The organism is Streptomyces sp. NPDC037389 (assembly GCF_040636475.1).
Lineage (GTDB): Bacteria > Actinomycetota > Actinomycetes > Streptomycetales > Streptomycetaceae > Streptomyces > Streptomyces hesseae.
In genome coordinates this window covers 266,921-284,977 of record NZ_JBEZUS010000004.1, presented here as the reverse complement: position 1 = coordinate 284,977, position 18,057 = coordinate 266,921, and the positions used below count along the sequence as shown (strand labels likewise).

At 69.4% G+C, this 18,057-nt stretch carries 13 protein-coding genes; 9 read left to right on the top strand and 4 right to left on the bottom strand.

What is annotated here, in order from left to right:
• Nucleotides 1-60 precede the first annotated feature (60 nt).
• Nucleotides 61-351, bottom strand: coding sequence for a 30S ribosomal protein S6 (gene rpsF, locus AB0E98_RS10920; RefSeq protein ID WP_126915057.1), 291 nt, complete (start codon nt 349-351; stop codon nt 61-63).
• 276 nt (nt 352-627) lie between these two features.
• On the opposite strand from rpsF, the gene AB0E98_RS10915 reads away from it, so the two are divergent.
• From AB0E98_RS10915 to AB0E98_RS10905, 3 genes are all read left to right on the top strand, one after another.
• Nucleotides 628-957: a hypothetical protein gene (locus tag AB0E98_RS10915; RefSeq protein ID WP_229349277.1), complete on the top strand. Its 330-nt coding sequence runs from the start codon at nt 628-630 to the stop codon at nt 955-957.
• 101 nt (nt 958-1,058) lie between these two features.
• Nucleotides 1,059-2,177 (top strand): peptidoglycan bridge formation glycyltransferase FemA/FemB family protein, encoded by a 1,119-nt coding sequence (locus tag AB0E98_RS10910; RefSeq protein ID WP_361701120.1) that lies wholly within the window; start codon nt 1,059-1,061, stop codon nt 2,175-2,177.
• A 45-nt stretch (nt 2,178-2,222) separates the two neighbouring features.
• Complete coding sequence (locus AB0E98_RS10905; RefSeq protein ID WP_361701118.1) at nt 2,223-3,254, top strand: alanine racemase; 1,032 nt, start codon at nt 2,223-2,225, stop codon at nt 3,252-3,254.
• Between the two features lie 37 nt (nt 3,255-3,291).
• On the opposite strand, the gene AB0E98_RS10900 is transcribed toward AB0E98_RS10905, so the two are convergent.
• The gene (locus tag AB0E98_RS10900) at nt 3,292-4,785 is read right to left on the bottom strand and encodes a glycosyltransferase 87 family protein (RefSeq protein WP_361701115.1); all 1,494 of its coding nucleotides are present in this window, start codon (nt 4,783-4,785) and stop codon (nt 3,292-3,294) included.
• Nucleotides 4,786-4,915: 130 nt separating this feature from the next.
• Nucleotides 4,916-7,564, bottom strand: a complete 2,649-nt coding sequence (locus AB0E98_RS10895) for a transglycosylase domain-containing protein (RefSeq protein ID WP_361701113.1) — start codon at nt 7,562-7,564, stop codon at nt 4,916-4,918.
• A 394-nt stretch (nt 7,565-7,958) separates the two neighbouring features.
• Here AB0E98_RS10895 and AB0E98_RS10890 point away from each other — a divergent pair, with 394 nt between their 5' ends.
• From AB0E98_RS10890 to AB0E98_RS10875, 4 genes are all read left to right on the top strand, one after another.
• The gene (locus AB0E98_RS10890; protein ID WP_311614562.1) at nt 7,959-8,546 is read left to right on the top strand and encodes a helix-turn-helix transcriptional regulator; all 588 of its coding nucleotides are present in this window, start codon (nt 7,959-7,961) and stop codon (nt 8,544-8,546) included.
• 49 nt (nt 8,547-8,595) lie between these two features.
• Nucleotides 8,596-9,678, top strand: a complete 1,083-nt coding sequence (locus AB0E98_RS10885; RefSeq protein WP_311614564.1) for an inositol-3-phosphate synthase — start codon at nt 8,596-8,598, stop codon at nt 9,676-9,678.
• 98 nt (nt 9,679-9,776) lie between these two features.
• Nucleotides 9,777-11,045 carry an MFS transporter gene (locus AB0E98_RS10880; protein ID WP_361701111.1) on the top strand — a complete coding sequence of 423 codons (1,269 nt, stop codon included), beginning with the start codon at nt 9,777-9,779 and terminating at the stop codon, nt 11,043-11,045.
• A 112-nt stretch (nt 11,046-11,157) separates the two neighbouring features.
• A complete protein-coding gene (locus AB0E98_RS10875; RefSeq protein ID WP_361701109.1) occupies nt 11,158-11,700 on the top strand; it encodes a hypothetical protein in 543 nt (180 codons plus the stop codon).
• A gap of 116 nt (nt 11,701-11,816) precedes the next feature.
• Here the strand turns inward: AB0E98_RS10875 and AB0E98_RS10870 are convergent, their stop codons facing one another.
• Nucleotides 11,817-13,292 (bottom strand): CCA tRNA nucleotidyltransferase, encoded by a 1,476-nt coding sequence (locus AB0E98_RS10870; protein ID WP_361701108.1) that lies wholly within the window; start codon nt 13,290-13,292, stop codon nt 11,817-11,819.
• Nucleotides 13,293-13,500: 208 nt separating this feature from the next.
• Between AB0E98_RS10870 and AB0E98_RS10865 the strand changes: the two genes are divergently transcribed.
• Nucleotides 13,501-15,843, top strand: a complete 2,343-nt coding sequence (locus tag AB0E98_RS10865; protein WP_361701107.1) for a DUF6049 family protein — start codon at nt 13,501-13,503, stop codon at nt 15,841-15,843.
• Between the two features lie 45 nt (nt 15,844-15,888).
• Nucleotides 15,889-18,048: a murein biosynthesis integral membrane protein MurJ gene (gene murJ / locus AB0E98_RS10860; protein WP_361701105.1), complete on the top strand. Its 2,160-nt coding sequence runs from the start codon at nt 15,889-15,891 to the stop codon at nt 18,046-18,048.
• Nucleotides 18,049-18,057 lie beyond the last annotated feature (9 nt).

Below are 18,057 nucleotides of genomic sequence, written 5' to 3'. Positions count from 1 at the left end.
GCTGCTGGCTGCTTGTGCTACTCGGTTGAGTGCAGCCCGATTACCTCTGAACCGTCAGGTTCAGTGGGTCTCGGGACGGAGGACCTTGGTCCGGAGGACCGACTCGTTCAGGTTCATCTGTCGGTCGAGCTCCTTGACGACCTCAGGCGTGGCCTGGAGGTCGATGACCGAGTAGATGCCCTCGGGCTTCTTCTTGATCTCGTAAGCGAGACGACGACGGCCCCAGGTGTCGACCTTCTCGACCTTTCCGTTGCCCTCACGGACGACGGAGAGGAAGTTCTCGATCAGCGGGGAGACAGAGCGCTCCTCGAGATCGGGGTCGAGGATGACCATCACCTCGTAGTGACGCATGTGGAACCCACCTCCTTTGGACTCAGCGGCCACGGTCGATCCGTGGCAGGAGGGTCGTGATGCGTGAACAACGGTATCGGCGGACACTGACAATCAGCGGAAAGTCCCTGGGTTGCCCCTGGGACCGAAGCTGGGTCCGGGCAGACACCGGTGCAGACCGTACAGAGTACCCGCACTTCGGCGTGTGGTTGAAATCGGGCGGCCCGGCCCCCCAGTCTGGAACCGACGGGTGTGACCGGCGCCATAGCGCGCCGCCTGCCTTCAGGAGGTGCCCCCATGACACAGGCAGCACGACAGCCCCGCGGGCTCCGCTCGCTGCTCAGCGGTGTGCTGAACAGCGACGGAAAGCCCCATCCCGTCGAGAACACCCTCGTCGCCGTGACGGTCGTGCTCGGTGCGCTCGCCTTTATCTCCTCGGCGTTCAGCAACCTCCATCTGCTCTCGTCCTGGAGCGGGCTCGTGGGCATCCTCACGGGGGCCTGGGGCCAGTTCATCTCGGCCACCACCGGCGAGCGCTTCCTGCTGATCATCGGGCTCGGCGCCTCGGCCATCGGCTTCTTCCTGGGCATGGCGCACGGCGGACTCTTCGGGGGTGTGATCGGATAGCGGACCGTACGCCCAAACGGGGCGCTCCCCTGTCGCAGTAGGCTTCGGCGCGAGAGCCGGAGCCCCGACCATGGGGACACACCTGCCGAGGAGCGCCCCGCATGAGCCTGACCCTGAGGACAATCAGCCGAGAGCAGCATCTGGCATACATCCAGAGCCTGCCCGCGGCCAGTCACATGCAGGTGCCGGGGTGGGCGGATGTGAAGGGCGAGTGGCGCTCGGAGAGCCTGGGCTGGTTCGACAGGACCGGGCAGATCGTCGGCGCCGGTCTGGTCCTCTACCGCCAGCTCCCCAAGATCAAGCGCTACCTGGCCTACCTGCCCGAGGGCCCGGTCATCAACTGGTACTCCCCGAACCTGCGCGACTGGCTGGAGCCCATGCTGGCCCACCTCAAGCAGCAGGGCGCCTTCTCCGTGAAGATGGGCCCGCCGGTGGTGATCCGCCGCTGGGACGCCGACGCGATCAAGAAGGGCATCGCCGACCCCGACGTCAAGCGCCTGCGCGACGTCGAGGCCACCTTCATCGAGCCGCGCGCCTTCGAGGTCGCCGACCAGCTGCGCCGGATGGGCTGGCAGCAGGGCGAGGAGGAGGGCGCCGGCTTCGGTGACGTCCAGCCGCGCTACGTCTTCCAGGTGCCGCTGGAGGGCCGCTCGCTGGAGGACGTCCACAAGGGTTTCAACCAGCTGTGGCGGCGCAACATCAAGAAGGCCGAGAAGGCCGGCGTCGAGGTCGTCCAGGGCGGCTACGAGGACCTGCCCACCTGGCAGCACCTCTACGAGATCACCGCCGAGCGCGACAAGTTCCGCCCGCGCCCGCTGAGCTACTTCCAGCGCATGTGGACGGCCCTCAACAGCGAGGACCCCAACCGCATGCGGCTGTACTTCGCCGTGCACGAGGGCGAGGCCGTCGCCGCCGCGACGATGCTGATCGTCGGCGGGCACGTCTGGTACTCCTACGGCGCCTCGGCCAACCACAAGCGCGAGGTCCGTCCGTCGAACGCGATGCAGTGGCGGATGCTGCGCGACGCCTACGCCCTGGGCGCCAGCGTCTACGACCTGCGGGGCATCGGCGACTCGCTGGACGAGAACGACCACCTCTTCGGCCTGATCCAGTTCAAGGTGGGTACGGGTGGTCAGGCGGCCGAGTACCTCGGCGAGTGGGACTTCCCGCTCAACAAGCTGCTGCACAAGGCCCTCGACATGTACATGTCGCGGCGTTGATCCAGCAGCTCCATCCACACTCAGGGAAAGGTTCCGGGACCGGCCATGGCGCTCACGCTCTACGTCGACACCGCGCGCTGGCGGGCACACCAGCAGTCCGTCATCCAGCAGTTTCCGGGGATCATCCCCGTCTGCAAGGGCAACGGCTACGGCTTCAGCAATGAGCGCCTGGCCGACGAGGTCACGCGCATGGGCGCGGACACCCTCGCCGTCGGCACCACCTACGAAGCGGCCCGGATCAAGGACTACTTCAGCGGCGACCTGCTGGTGCTGACGCCCTTCCGGCTCGGCGAGGAGCCGGTGCCGCTGCCGGACCGGGCCATCCGGTCCGTCTCCTCGGTCGAGGGCGTGCGCGGGCTGGTGGGCGCCCGTGTGGTCATCGAGGTCATGAGCAGCATGAAGCGGCACGGCATCAGCGAGGAGGACCTCCCCAAGCTGCACGCCGCCATCGAGGACGTGCGCCTGGAGGGCTTCGCGATACACCTCCCGCTCGACCACGCGGACGGCGGCAGCGGGGTCGACGAGGTCACCGCCTGGATGGAGCGGCTTCGCAACGCCCATCTGCCGCTGCACACGATGCTCGTCAGCCACCTCAAGGCCGAGGAGCTCCGTGAGCTCCAGCAGCGGTTCCCCCAGACCCGCTTCCGGGCCCGGATCGGCACCCGGCTGTGGCTTGGCGACCACGACGCCACCCAGTACCGGGGCGCCGTCCTGGACGTCACCCCCGTCTCCAAGGGCGACCGCTTCGGCTACCGGCAGCAGAAGGCTCCCGGTGACGGCTACCTGGTCGTGGTGGCCGGCGGCACCTCGCACGGCGTCGGGCTGGAGGCGCCGAAGGCGCTGCACGGCATGATGCCGCGCGCCAAGGGCGTGGCCCGGGCGGGCCTGGCCACCATGAACCGCAATCTGTCGCCCTTCGTCTGGGCCGGAAAGCAGCGGTGGTTCGCGGAGCCCCCGCACATGCAGGTCTCCATCCTGTTCGTGCCGAACGACGCTCCCGCCCCGCAGGTCGGCGATGAGCTGGAGGCCCATCTGCGGCACACCACCACGCAGTTCGACCGCGTCGTCGATCACTGATTCCACCCCCCCGTGTGATGTGGCCGGGAGCCATGACTCAGGCGTCGTGGCTCCCGGTCCCCCATTCGACGCGTGTGCCTCCGGAAGGCTCGGCGTGCCGCTCGCGGCGCGCGGAGCCGAGGACGAATATGTCCGGGGCCCCGTCCAGGACGCCTCCGGAAGGATCGTCCGAACCGTCGCGGCGCACCACGTCCCGCTCGGGCTTCAGGATGTCCCGCACGACCAGCGCGCAGAGGTAGAGCGTGCCCAGCAAGTGGACGACGATCGCCAGCTGATAGGCGTCCATCGGCAGCCCCTGGTGCTTGTCGCCGCTGCCGGTGTAGGCCAGGTAGAGCCAGATGGCCAGGTAGTACAGGACCTCGCAGGCCTGCCAGACCAGGAAGTCGCGCCACTTGGGCCGGGCCAGCGCGGCAAGCGGCACCAGCCACAGCACGTACTGCGGCGAATAGACCTTGTTTATGAGGACGAACAGCGCCACCATCAAAAAGGCCAGCTGCGCGAAGCGCGGGCGCCTGGGGGCGCTCAGCGCGAGGGCTCCCAGGCCGAGGCAGCCGAGGATCATCAGCAGTATCGCGTAGACGTTGACGTCGTCCATCGAACTGCCGGTGTGCTCGGAGATGAAGAGCCAGAGAGAGCCGAAGTCGACCGGCCGTTCCTTGCTGAAGACGTAGAACTTCGCCCATCCCTCGCGGATGTGGAAGCCCGTGGCGTCATGGGTGAACATGACCGGCAGATTCACCGCCAGCCAGGCGGCGACCGCGCCGCCCGTGGCGGTGAGGAAGGCCCGCGGCCGCCCGGCCCGCCAGCACAGGACGAGCAGCGGCCCCAGCAGCAGCACGGGGTAGAGCTTCGCCGCGGCCGCCAGGCCGATCAGCACGCCCGTCAGCACCGTGCGCCCACGGGACCACATCAGCATCGCGGCGGCCGTCAGAGCGACGGCGAAGAGGTCCCAGTTGATGGTGGCCGTGAGGGCGAAGGCCGGGGCGAGGGCCACCAGTAGCGCGTCCCAGGGGCGGCGCCGGTGCGTACGGGCCACACACATCACGATGACGGCCGTGCAGGCCAGCAGCATGCCGGCGTTCACGAACCAGTACAGCTGCTCGCGGTGCTGGAGGCTTCCGCCGCCCGGCGTGAACAGCGCCGCGACCTCCATGAACAGCCCTGTCAGGACCGGGTACTCCAGATAGTCCATGCCGCCGCCGACCGACTGGGGAACCCGGTCGAAGTACGGGATGAGGCCCTGGTCGAAGCCCCGGCCGTTGTAGAGGTGCGGGATGTCGGAATAACAGGCGTGGGTGTACTGGGTGGTGGCGCCGAAGAACCAGCCGTGGTCGTAGCACGGCAGTTTCTGCACCATGCCGAGCGCGAACATCCCGATCGCCACGAGCGCGATCACCCGCACCGGCGTCCACCAGTGCGCACCGGTCAGCGCACGCCGCCCCACCGGTCCGCCGATGAGCTCACTGCCGGCCGCGGCCACCTCGTCCTCGACGGTGGGCCGTACAAGCTGATCGTCCCGCGCGCTCCTCATGCCCTCATCCTGCCGTACCCGTGGTCGCACCCGCGGCGCCTGTGGAAAACCACGAGGGCCGCCCCGCGCGAACGCGGGACGGCCCTCGAAAAGACGTGCTCAGACAGCCTGCGCCGGATTCATACGATGATCAGCCACCCGGTCCGCCGAACAGTCCGCCACCACCGCCCGGCGGGCGCCGGTTCCCGCCCGGCGACGGCGACTCACTCGGGTCTCCGGCGCCGCCGGGTCCTCCGGGACCGCCCGAAGCGCCCCCGTCCTTACCGCCGTTGCCATTTCCGTTGTTCCCGCCACTGCCGCCGATCTTGCACTTGAAGTCGAACGGAGCGCAGGACCCGCTCGGGGACGGGGAGGCGGACGGGGACTTCGAGGGCGAGGGGGACGCCGACGGCGGGGCCGAGGGGGGCGTGGACGGCACGATGCTGGGGGAGGGACTGGCCCCGTCCCCGAACACCTTCTGCCCGATCGGCTGCGGCGCGTCGAACTGAAGCACCGGCTTGCCCTTGAGCGCGTCGGCCATGTAGTCCGCCCAGATCTCCGCCGGGAACGAGGCACCGTGGATGGTGGGCTGGCCACCCACACCGCGCATCGACAGGAACTCCTGCTGCTTGGCGTTGGGGTCGACGCGGTACATGCCGATCGCCGTCGACAGCTGCGGGGTGTAGCCCGCGAACCAGGCGGAGCGGTTGCCGTCGGTCGTACCCGTCTTGCCCGCCACTGGGCGGTCGCCGAGCTTGGCCTTGGTGCCGGTGCCCGACTCCACGACGGTCCTGAGCACGTCGGTGACGTTGTTGGCGACGTTGGAGTCGAAGGCCTGGGCGCTCTTCTCCTCGTGCTCGAAGGCCGGCTTGCCGTCCTTCTCGACCTTCGTCACGGAGTAGGGGTCGACCTGCTTGCCGCTGGCCGCGAACGTCGCGTAGGCACCGGCCAGCCGGATGGCGCTGGGCGCCGACGTGCCCAGCGAGAAGGTCGGAGTCAGCGAGGCGAGCTGGTCCTTGTCCAGACCGGCCTTGAGCGCGGCCTCCTGCACCAGGTCGGTGCCCACGTCCATGCCGAGCTGGATATAGGGGGTGTTCACCGAGAACTGCATGGCCGTGCGGAGGGTGACGAGACCCTTGTCCTCGTCACCGTCGTTCGGCTGGTGCCACTCCTTGCCGTCCTGGTCGTGCCAGACCGTGCCGTTGTAGGTCCGCAGGGTCACCTTGTTGTTGCCGTTGTAGACGCTCTCCGGCGAGACGACCGTGCGCTGGCTGTCGCTCTGCTTCGGGCCGAGCGCCGGGTTGCGCTTGCCGTGCGTCATCGCCGCGGCCAGTACGAACGGCTTGAACGTCGAACCGACCTGGACACCGGTGTAGTCGGCGTTGTTGGTGAAGTGCTCCAGCGCGTTCTCGCCGCCGTAGATGGCGACGATCTTGCCGGTCTTGGGCTCCACCGAGGCGCCGCCGAACTGGACGAACTGGTCGACGTCGCGCACCTTCGGCTTGATGTTCGCCTTGCGCACCTCCTCGACCGACTTCGACAGCGCGTCCACCTTGTCCCGGTCGAACGTCGTGTAGATCTGGTAGCCGCCCTTGTCCAGCTCCGCCTTGCTGAGCTTGGAGTGGGCGACGATGTAGTTGTCGGCGAGGTCGGTGAGGTAGCCGATCTGGCCGGCGCGGTTGGTCGCGGGCTTCGGCTTCTGCACCTTGGGGAAGCCCCCCGCGACCCACTTGTCGCGGTCGGCGGGCTGCATGCGGCCGACCTGGACCTCACGGTCGAGCGTCCACTTCCAGCGGTCGGTGGCGCGCTTGGTGTTCTTCTCCGGCGTCGCCGCCGGGCCCTGGCCGCCGTAGGGGTCGTAGAGGTTCGGGCCGTTCAGGGTCGCCGACAGGAACGCGCTCTCGCTGGGCGTCAGGTCCGCGCAGTCCTTGTCGAAGTACGCCCGCGCGGCGGCCTGGATGCCATAGGCGCCACGCCCGTAATAGGCCGTGTTGAGGTAGCCGGCAAGGATGTCCTTCTTGTCCTGCGTGGCCCCGACCTTGACCGAGATGAGCAGCTCGGTGATCTTGCGCTTGAGCGTCTGCTCCTGGCTCAGATAGGTGTTCTTCACGAACTGCTGCGTGATGGTCGAGCCGCTCTGCGTCTCACCGCCCTGCGCCATCTTCACGACGGCCCGGGCGATACCCATGGGGTCGACACCCATGTCCTGGTCGAAGCTGGCGTTCTCCGCCGAGATCACCGCGTTCTGCATCGCGAGCGGGATCTGGGCGATCGGCACGATCTGGCGGTTGAGGCTGCCACCGCCCGCGACGACCATCTGTTTGCCGTCGGCCCAGTAATAAACGTTCTTCTGGACCACGGCGGCCTTCTGCGCGCTCGGCACCTGCACCACCGCCAGCGCGACGCCGACGCTGCCGACGATCAGGCCCGCGAACGAGACGATCAGGCCCGCGGTGAGCTTCCAGGAGGGGATCCAGCGCCGGAACCCGGACTTGCCCGCGCGCGGGTAGTCGATGAGCCGCTTGGCTCCGGACCGGCCGCCGTCCCGGCGTCCTCGGCCCCCGAGCCCCTGCTCGGGGGTGCGTCTGCGCCCGCCCGGCCCGCCGGCACCGCCTGGCGGGGCACCGCGACGGGCCCCCGGCCGACTGCCGTGCGGAGGCTCACCGCGGCCGGAGCCGGGCGCGGCCGAGTGGGTGGATGGTGCTGCGCGACGGCCGGGCGTCGGCTGCTGGGCCGCGCGACGGGCCTCGGCTCGTCCGCCGCCTTGAGGCGGCGGCGGCTTGCGGCGGTGCTCGCTCATCGAACGAATACTCCTCGGGCAGGCGCTATCGCCTGACAGCGGCAGGGTGGCTTGCGTTCCCCCCGACGTGCGGCCTCCATGTCCCCCTGACCGGTGGGCCGCACTGCGTACAGGTCCAGGACGTCTGTGGGCGTTACCCGGTTCCCTGTGGTCTGCATGGCGCACAGACTACGCACGGCCAAATCCAGCCCACTGCGGATGTTCACTCCAAATCAGGCCGCTTGTATCCCACGAATCAGTGATGTGACCTCGTTCACCGTGCTTCCTCTTGTCGTTAATGATCGCCCGTTCTATCGTCTGGATGTATCGAGTCGATACATCAGCTCGCCATAAGGGACCAATAAGGATTTAGGGATCACAAGGAACTAGGCTGTGGGCGACAAGGAGGCGACATATGAGCAGACGCTCCGGCATCCTCGAGTTCGCCGTCCTCGGCCTGCTCCGCGAAGCCCCGATGCACGGCTACGAGCTGCGCAAGAGGCTGAACACCTCGCTCGGGGTGTTCCGCGCGTTCAGCTACGGCTCCCTGTATCCCTGCCTGAAGTCCCTCGTGGCGAACGGCTGGCTGATCGAGGAACCCGGAAGCTCCCCGGAGGACGCCCTTGCGGCGTCACTGGCCGGACGACGGGCGAAGATCGTCTACCGCCTCACGGCGGAGGGCAAGGAGCACTTCGAGGAGCTCCTCGCCCACACCGGCCCGGATGCGTGGGAGGACGAGCACTTCGCCGCCCGCTTCGCGTTCTTCGGGCAGACCTCACGGGATGTACGGATGCGGGTGCTGGAAGGCCGCCGCAGCCGGCTGGAGGAGCGCCTCGAGAAGATGCGCGCCTCTCTGGCCCGTACCCGGGAACGGCTGGACGACTACACCCTCGAGTTGCAGCGCCACGGCATGGAGTCCGTGGAGCGCGAAGTTCGCTGGCTGAACGAGCTGATCGAGAGCGAGCGGGCCGGGCGTGACAAACGCCCCGGCCCGGATCAGTGAGCCCTGCACCCCGCAGGGCTACGTCGAGTACAAACAGGGAGCAACCGGAATGGGTTCGGTTCGCGTAGCGATCGTCGGTGTGGGCAACTGCTCCGCCTCGCTGGTGCAGGGCGTCGAGTACTACAAGGACGCCGACCCGAATGGCCGCGTGCCGGGTCTGATGCACGTGCAGTTCGGCGACTACCACGTGCGTGATGTCGAGTTCGTGGCCGCTTTCGACGTCGACGCGAAGAAGGTCGGTCTGGACCTCGCCGACGCCATCGGCGCCAGCGAGAACAACACCATCAAGATCTGCGACGTGCCGCAGACCGGCGTCACCGTCCAGCGCGGCCACACCCTCGACGGTCTGGGCAAGTACTACCGCCAGACCATCGAGGAGTCCGCCGAGGCCCCCGTCGACGTCGTCCAGGTCCTCAAGGACAAGCAGGTCGACGTCCTGGTCTGCTACCTGCCGGTCGGCTCCGAGGACGCCGCCAAGTTCTACGCGCAGTGCGCCATCGACGCCAAGGTCGGCTTCGTCAACGCCCTCCCGGTCTTCATCGCCGGCACCAAGGAGTGGGCGGACAAGTTCACCGAGGCGGGCGTCCCGATCGTCGGTGACGACATCAAGTCCCAGGTCGGCGCCACCATCACCCACCGCGTGATGGCCAAGCTGTTCGAGGACCGCGGCGTCGTCCTCGACCGCACGATGCAGCTGAATGTCGGCGGCAACATGGACTTCAAGAACATGCTCGAGCGCGAGCGCCTGGAGTCCAAGAAGATCTCCAAGACGCAGGCCGTCACCTCCCAGATCCCCGACCGCGACCTGGGCGAGAAGAACGTCCACATCGGCCCCTCGGACTACGTGGCCTGGCTGGACGACCGCAAGTGGGCCTATGTGCGCCTCGAGGGCCGCGCCTTCGGTGACGTCCCGCTGAACCTGGAGTACAAGCTCGAGGTCTGGGACTCCCCGAACTCCGCCGGTGTCATCATCGACGCCCTGCGCGCCGCGAAGATCGCCATGGACCGGGGCATCGGCGGCCCGATCCTCTCCGCCTCCTCGTACTTCATGAAGTCGCCGCCCGTGCAGTACTTCGACGACGAGGCCCGTGAGAACGTCGAGAAGTTCATCAAGGGCGAGGTCGAGCGCTAAAGGCGCCGACCGGGCACCGACCACGGGCCCGCTCCGCTCGACCACAGGTCCCCGGGTAATCCGCCCGGGGACCTGTGCGTTGTGTGAGGGTGTGGACCATGCCCGTTGTGCGTGATCTTCGCGTCCTGCTCCGGCTGGGCGATTTCCGCCGACTGCTGGCAGTACGGCTGCTCTCCCAGGCGGCCGACGGCGTCTATCAGGTCGCGCTCGCCGCGTACGTCGTCTTCTCCCCCGAGAAACAGACCTCCCCCGCCGCCATCGCCTCGGCCATGGCCGTGCTCCTCCTGCCCTATTCACTGCTGGGCCCCTTCGCCGGAGTACTGCTCGACCGCTGGAGCCGCCGCCAGGTGCTGCTCCACGGCAATCTGCTCCGTGCCGCACTGGCCACGGTGACCGCCCTGCTCATCGTCGGCGGAGTGCCCGACCGGCTCTTCTACGCCTCCGCGCTCTCGGTCACCGCCGTCAATCGCTTCGTCCTCGCCGGCCTGTCGGCCGCCCTGCCGCGCGTCGTCGACTCCCCCGAGCGCCTGATCATGGCCAACGCCCTCTCCCCGACCGCCGGCACGCTCGCGGCGACCATCGGCGGCGGCCTCGCCTTCGCCGTCCGCCTCGCCCCTCCGGAGGGCACTGCCGACGACGCGTCCGTCGTCCTCCTCGGCGCCGTCCTCTATTTCTGCGCCGCGCTCTGCTCGCTGCGCATGCCCATCGGCCTGCTGGGCCCGGACGCCTCGGCTCCCAGGGCCGGGCTGCGCACGGCGCTGGCCGTCACCGCCCGGGGCCTGCTCGACGGGCTGCGTCATCTCAACGAACGGCGCGTCGCCGCCCGAGCCCTGGCGGCGATGGCGCTGATGCGCTTCTGCTACGGCGCGCTGACGGTGATGCTGCTGATGCTCTGCCGGTACGCCTGGTCCGGCGGTGGCCCCGGCGGTCTGATCCTGCTCGGCTACGCCGTGGTCGCCTCGGGGGCCGGCTTCTTCGCCGCGGCCGCCATCACCCCCTGGGCGGTCGGCCGGCTGGGGCGGCTGGGCTGGCTGGTGGCCTGCGCCGCGGCCGCGGCGGTCCTGGAACCCGCGCTCGGCCTGCCCTTCGAGCCCGTCCCCATGCTGATCGCCGCCTTCGTCCTGGGGCTCGCCACCCAGAGCGCCAAGATCGTCACGGACACGGTGGTCCAGGCGTCGGTCGACGACGCCTTCCGGGGGAGGGTCTTCTCCCTCTACGACGTCCTGTTCAACGTCGCCTTCGTGGGCGCGGCGGCGGTGGCCTCATTGATGCTGCCACCGGACGGACAGTCGCCCGCGCTGGTGATCGGAGTGGCTCTGATCTACGCGGCAATTGCTTCCGCTATGGCTGGATTTCTACGCCGCTGACTATTACATCAAGGCCACAGCACCCCACCGAACTGCGGAAATGTCATGGACACGGGATAACTTACGGGCGGCGTCAGCCGACCGAAAACCACCGTCCCGTGAAGGCATCCCCGTGACCACTCCGCCGCCCAACCAGAACCCGTACGGCCCGCAGGGCGGTGCCCCCTACGGCCAGCAGCCGCCCCCGCCCTACGGCCAGCAACCCGGCCCGTACGGCCAGCCGGGCCCGTACGCCCAGCAGCCCGGCCAGCCGGCCCCGCCGCCGTACGGGCAGCAGCCGGGTGGCTGGGGTGGCGCGACGATGCCGCCGCCGGCCCCGTCCAGGGGCAAGAAGATCGGCAAGAAGATCGGCACGATCGTTCTCTGCGTCCTGGTCAGCACGGGCATCTACATCGGCAAGCACATGCTCACGGACGACGACACCACCGTGCTGACGGTCGGCGACTGCCTCCAGAACAAGGGCACGGACTCCAAGCCGGACATCCGGAAGGTCGACTGCACCGACAGCAAGGCGAGCCACAAGGTGCTCAAGAAGGTCGACGGCTCGACGCTGTACACCCTCGCCTGCAACAACGTCGAGGGCACCACGGCCGCGCTCACCTGGGAGGAGCGTTCCAGTAAGTTCACGCTCTGCCTGGGCGACGTCAAGAAGTAGCGGGCGGCTCGGCCCGGATGCGGCCAGGGGCGGTGTTTCACGTGAAACACCGCCCCTGGCCTTCTTCGCTTGTCCGCACTCCGGTGGTGTTTCACGTGAAACACCACCGCGCGGCATCAGCCCTGCTCGGCCCACCACTCCTTGAGCGCGGCCACGGCGGCCTCCCGCTCCATGGGACCGTGCTCCAGACGCATCTCCAGCATGTGCTTGTAGGCCTTGCCGATCTGCGGGCCGGGGCCGACACCCAGGATCTCCATGATCTGGTTGCCGTCGAGGTCCGGCCGGATCGAGTCCAGCTCCTCCTGCTCCTGGAGCCGGGCGATGCGCTCCTCAAGCCCGTCGTAGGCGCGCGAGAGGGCGTTGGCCTTGCGCTTGTTGCGGGTGGTGCAGTCGGACCGCGTCAGCTTGTGGAGCCGGTCCAGCAGCGGCCCGGCGTCACGGACATAGCGGCGGACGGCGGAGTCGGTCCACTCTCCGGTGCCATAGCCGTGGAAGCGCAGATGGAGCTCGACCAGCTTCGAGACGTCCTTGACCAGGTCGTTGGAGTACTTGAGCTTGGCCATCCGGGCCTTGGTCATCTTCGCGCCCACCATCTCGTGGTGGTGGAAGGAGACCCGGCCGTCCTTCTCGAAGCGACGCGTCTTCGGCTTGCCGATGTCGTGGAGCAGCGCCGCCAGGCGCAGGACCAGGTCGGGGCCGCCGCCCGGCTGGTCACGGGGGGCCTCCAGGGCCATGGCCTGCTCCAGGACGATGAGCGTGTGGTCGTAGACGTCCTTGTGGCGGTGGTGCTCGTCGCGCTCCAGGCGCAGCGCCGGGAGCTCGGGGAGGACCAGGGCGGCGAGCCCGGTCTCCGTGAGCAGGGTGAGGCCCTTGCGGGGGTGGCTGGAAAGGATCAGCTTGTTCAGCTCGTCCCGGACCCGCTCGGCCGAGACGATCTCCAGACGGTCCGCCATCCCGGTCATGGCCGCCACCACCTCGGGCGCCACCTCGAAGTCCAGCTGGGCCGCGAAGCGGGCGGCCCGCATCATGCGCAGCGGGTCGTCGGAGAAGGACTCCTCAGGGGTCCCGGGGGTGCGCAGGACCCGCGCGGCCAGGTCCTCCAGGCCGTTGTGCGGGTCGATGAACTCCTTCTCCGGCAGCGCCACGGCCATGGCGTTGACGGTGAAGTCGCGGCGGACCAGGTCCTCCTCGATGGAGTCGCCGTAGGAGACCTCGGGCTTGCGGGAGGTCCGGTCATACGCTTCCGACCGGTATGTGGTGACCTCGATGTCGAAGTCCGACTTACGGCAGCCCACGGTGCCGAAGGCGATGCCGACCTCCCAGACCGCGTCCGCCCACGGCCGCACGATCTTCAGCACGTCCTGGGGACGGGCGTCGGTGGTGAAGTCCAGGTCGTTGCCGAGACGGCCGAGCAGAGCGTCCCGTACCGACCCGCCGACCAGGGCGAGCGTAAAGCCGGCCTCCTTGAAGCGGCGGGCGAGATCGTCGGCTACGGGGGAGACCCGCAGGAGCTCGCTCACGGCACGGCGCTGCGCCTGGCTGAGCTCGGTCGTCGACGGCGGGGTGTGGCTGTCATTGTTGGCGTTCGGCACAACAGAAGAGGGTACGTGTCCGGGCGCGCCGAAGCCTCCCGGTTGTCGGACGCACTATGACACCACTCACAAAGCAGGCGCAGCCTGGACAACGGGCCCCGCGGCGATCTTGTAGTCCGGTCCGCAGCACTTCGCCACAGCGGGCCTCGTTACCATTCGTGGACGCACCATCCGACGACCACCGACGATGACGAGGGACGGGCAGCGCGTGGCCGAGGCGGCAGAGGTCCAAGGGGCCTTCGAGGGGACATCGCCCGCTCCTGCCTGCCGGTGGTTCCGGCGCACCGCTCTGCTGCTGGCCGGGGTGCTGCTGGTCGTGGGGCTGGGACAGCTCCCGCAGGCTCCGGCGGCACGCGCCGAGTCCGCGAGCTCGGCGAGCTCCCGGTCCGTCGACGTCTCCCTCGACACCGTGACGCCCGTCGCCCCCAAGCAGGACGACACGCTCACCGTCTCGGGGCGGGTCACCAACAACACGAGGTCGACGATCACCGGTGGCCATGTGGCGCTCCGGGTGGGCCCGCAGATCACCACGCGCAGCGACATCGACGACATCGGCGGCCGGGCGCCCTTCTCGGCGGGCTCCGACGGCCCGGAGGTGGGCGGCAACCACGCCCAGAAGATCGACAACCTGCCGCCGGGTATCGGCCGTGACTTCGTCCTGACCGTTCCGGTGAAGGACCTGGAGCTCGGCAAGGACGGCGTCTACCAGCTCGGTGTCACCCTCTCCGGACAGTCCGGCGGGCAGTCCGAGCAGGTCCTGGGCATCCAGCGCACGCTGCTGCCCTGGCAGCCCTCGACGACCGACGGCAAGAAGACCCGGCTGACCTATCTGTGGCCGCTGGTCTCCTCGACCCGCCTCACCGCCCGTACGGTCTCCGACCAGCAGCAGACCCCGGTCTTCCCCAATGACGACCTGGCCGCCGAGCTGGCGCCGGGGGGCCGGCTCCAGCAGCTCGTGGCGCTGGGCAAGAACCTGCCGGTCACCTGGGTGATCGACCCGGATCTGCTCGCCACGGTCGAGGCGATGACGAAGAGCTACCGGATCGGCGGGCCGGACGACCAGAACCCCGCTCCCGGCCGGGGCCAGGCGGTGGCCAAGCAGTGGCTCAACCAGCTCCAGCAGGCCGTCGCGGACCACCAGGTGGTGGCGCTGCCGTTCGGCGACCCGGACATCGCCTCGCTCGCCCACCGGGGGAAGGACGTCCCCGGGGCGCTCAGCCACCTCCAGTCGGCCACGGAGCTCGCCTCGACGACCGTGGAGACGATCCTCGGGGTGAAGCCGCGCACGGACTTCGCCTGGCCCGTCGACGGCGCCGTCGACTCCTCCATCGTGGACGTGGCCACCTCGGCCGGCGCCCACAATGTGATCGCCCGCAGCGACAGCGTCCGGGAGCCCGGCGGCTCCTCGTACGCGCCCACCGCGGCCCGGCAGATCGGCGGCGGCAACACGGCGATCGTGGCGGACGCCCGGCTCTCCACCGTCTTCGACGGCGAGATGATCAAGGCCAATGACTCCTCGCTGGCCGTCCAGCGCTTCCTCGCCCAGAGCCTCATGGTGAACAAGCAGGCTCCCGAGAACGAGCGCAGTATCGTGGTCGCGCCGCAGCGCATGCCCACGACCAGCCAGGCCCAGGCGATGGCGACGGCGCTCAAGGGCCTGACGGACGGCCGCTGGACCCAGTCGGCCGACCTCGGCGACGCGGCCAAGGCCCAGCCCGACCCGGCGGCCAACCAGCACATCCCCGGCACGGGCTCGTATCCGGACTCGCTGCGCTCGCAGGAGCTGCCCACCGAGGCGTTCGAGGCGATCCAGCGGACCCAGAGCTCCCTGGACAGCTTCAAGGTCATCCTGACCTCCCCCGACCGGGTGGTCACCCCGTTCGGCAGCGCGATCATGCGGGAGATGTCCACCTCGTGGCGGGGCGACCCCAAGGGCGCGGAGGCGTTCCGGGACGCGGTGCAGTCGTATCTGGACCAGCTCGTCCGGCAGGTCCACCTGATCGCGAAGTCCGATGCCACCCTCTCCGGGCGCAGCGCGACCATCCCGGTGACCGTCCAGAACGGCCTGCTCCAGGGGGTGCGGGGACTCAAGCTCGTCCTCACCTCCAGCCAGCCCAACCGCCTCAAGATCGACGCGCCGCAGCCGGTGGAGGTCGGGGGCGGGCGCCAGCAGTCCGTGAAGTTCGAGACGCGGGCCAACGCCAACGGCCCGGTGAAGGTGACGGCCCGGCTCTACGCCGAGGACGGCCAGCCGTACGGTGAGCCGATCTTCTTCACTGTGCATGTCACCTCCATCACCCCTATGGTTCTGCTCGTCATCGCCGGTGGGGTCCTTCTCCTGGTCCTCGCGGGACTGCGTATCTACCTCCAGCGCAAGCGGGCCGCCGCCCGTAAGGCCGCGGGTGGCGGGCCCGACGGGGCGGACGGCGGAGACTCGGGCGACAGTGGTGGGCCCGGTGACGACAAGCCGGAGCAGCCGGGTGATCCGGCAGCCGAAACCGGAGCGCGGAACGGTGACCCGTCCGGCTCAGGTGAGAAAGTGGAACGTTGACGTTTTATGGGGCCGGCAGGCCGCGGACGATGAGGTGGGGTAGCGATGAGCGCGCCGTACGACGGTGACCGCGGTCAGGGCGCCGGGGGCGAGCAGCGGGGTCAGTACCCGCCGCCCCCGCCTGCCCCGGCCCCTGCCGCCGCGGACCAGCCGCATCAGGGCCCGTACGCCCGGGACCCGTACCTCCGGGACGCCTACGCGTCGGACCCGTACGCCGCGCCGCAGCCCGGCGGCTACCAGCAGCCTCCGGTGCCGCCGCACGGCCCCGACACCCAGGTGTGGGCCCCGGCCCAGGCTCAGCAGCCCCCAGCGCCGGCCCACCCGTACGAGGACCAGGACGCGACCCAGGTCATCGGCGTGGGCGGCTTCGGCGAGCAGCCGCAGCGGGACGCCTTCGCGCACCTCTACCGCGATCAGCAGCAGCCGTACGAGCCCCCGCGCCCGGACGGCCGGCCGATCCCGGCCCCCGGTCAGTACGGCTCCCCCGTGCCGCCCCCGCAGCCTCCGGTCCCGCCGGCGGCGGAGCCCGAGCCGGCCGCGGCCGAGCCGGCGGCCAAGGGCGGCGGCAAGGCGTCCGGGCTGCTGAAGTCCAGCGCGCTGATGGCCGCGGGCACGCTCGTCTCCCGCCTCCTGGGCTTCGCCAGGAACCTCGTCATGGCGGCCGCCATCGGCGTCAGCACCCTCAGCGACGGCTACCAGGTCGCCAACACCCTGCCGACGATGATCTACATCCTGGTCGGCGGCGGAGCTCTCAATGCCGTCTTCATCCCGCAGCTGGTGCGCGCGATGAAGAACGACGAGGACGGCGGTGAGGCCTACGCCAACCGGCTGCTGACCCTCGTCGTCGTCCTGATGGCGGGTGTCACCACGGTCTGTGTGCTGGGCGCCCCGCTCTTCATCCAGATGATGTCCCCGGACATCGCGTCCGACCCGGACCGCATGGACGTGGCGGTCGCGTTCGCCCGCTACTGCCTGCCGACCATGTTCTTCATGGGAGTGCACGTCGTCCTGGGCCAGATCCTCAACGCGCGGGGCCGCTTCGGGGCGATGATGTGGACCCCGGTCCTCAACAACATCATCATCATCGCGACCTTCGGCTCCTTCATCTGGGCCTTCGGTCCCTTCACCCAGAGCGGCGTGACCTCCTCCACCATCACGCCCGAGGGCGTCCGTCTGCTCGGCGTCGGCACCCTGCTGGGCCTCGTCGTCCAGGCGCTGGCCATGCTGCCCTATCTCCACGACGCGGGCTTCCGGGTCCGGCCCCGGTTCGACTGGCGCGGGCAGGGGCTGGGCAAGGCCGCGGGGCTCGCGAAGTGGACGTTCTTCTTCGTGCTGGCCAACCAGCTCGGCCTGGTCGTCGTCACCCAGCTCGCGACCCGCGCCGGCAGCCTGGCCACCAAGGCCGGCCACGAGGGCACCGGTATCACCGCCTACAACTACGCCCTCCAGCTCTGGCAGATGCCGCAGGCCATCATCACCGTCTCGGTGATGACCGCCGTGCTGCCCCGGATCTCCCGCGCCGCCCACGACGGGGACGTCTCAGCCGTCCGCGACGACCTCTCCCACGGGCTGCGGACGTCCGCCGTCGCGATCGTGCCGTGCGCCTTCGCCTTCCTGGCGCTGGGCGTCCCCATGGCGACCCTGATGTTCGGCAGCGGCTCCGGCAGCGCCGCCGCCACCAACATCGGCTACATCCTCATGGCCTTCGGCCTCGGCCTCATCCCGTACTCCGCGCAGTACGTCATCCTCCGCGGCTTCTACGCCTACGAGGACACCCGGACCCCCTTCTACAACACGGTGATCGTCGCCGCCGTGAACGCCGCGGCCTCCGGTCTGAGCTTCCTGCTCCTGCCGTCCCGCTGGGCCGTCGCCGGCATGGCCGCCTCCTACGGCCTGGGCTACGCCGTCGGCGTCGGGGTCGCCTGGCGCCGCCTGCGCACCCGCCTCGGCGGCGATCTCGACGGCTCGCACGTCGTCCGCACCTACGCCCGGCTGATCGGCGCCTGTGTCCCGGCGGCTCTGATCGGTGGCGCCGCCTCATTCGGAATCGGTCAGGTTCTGGGCAGCGGTGTTCCCGGTTCGCTCGGCTCCCTGGTCGGTGGCGGACTGGTACTGATCGCGGTGTTCTACATCGCGGCGAAGCGGATGCGCATCGAGGAACTGACCGCCATGGTCGGTATGGTTCGCGGCCGGCTCGGTCGCTGACCGGAGCAC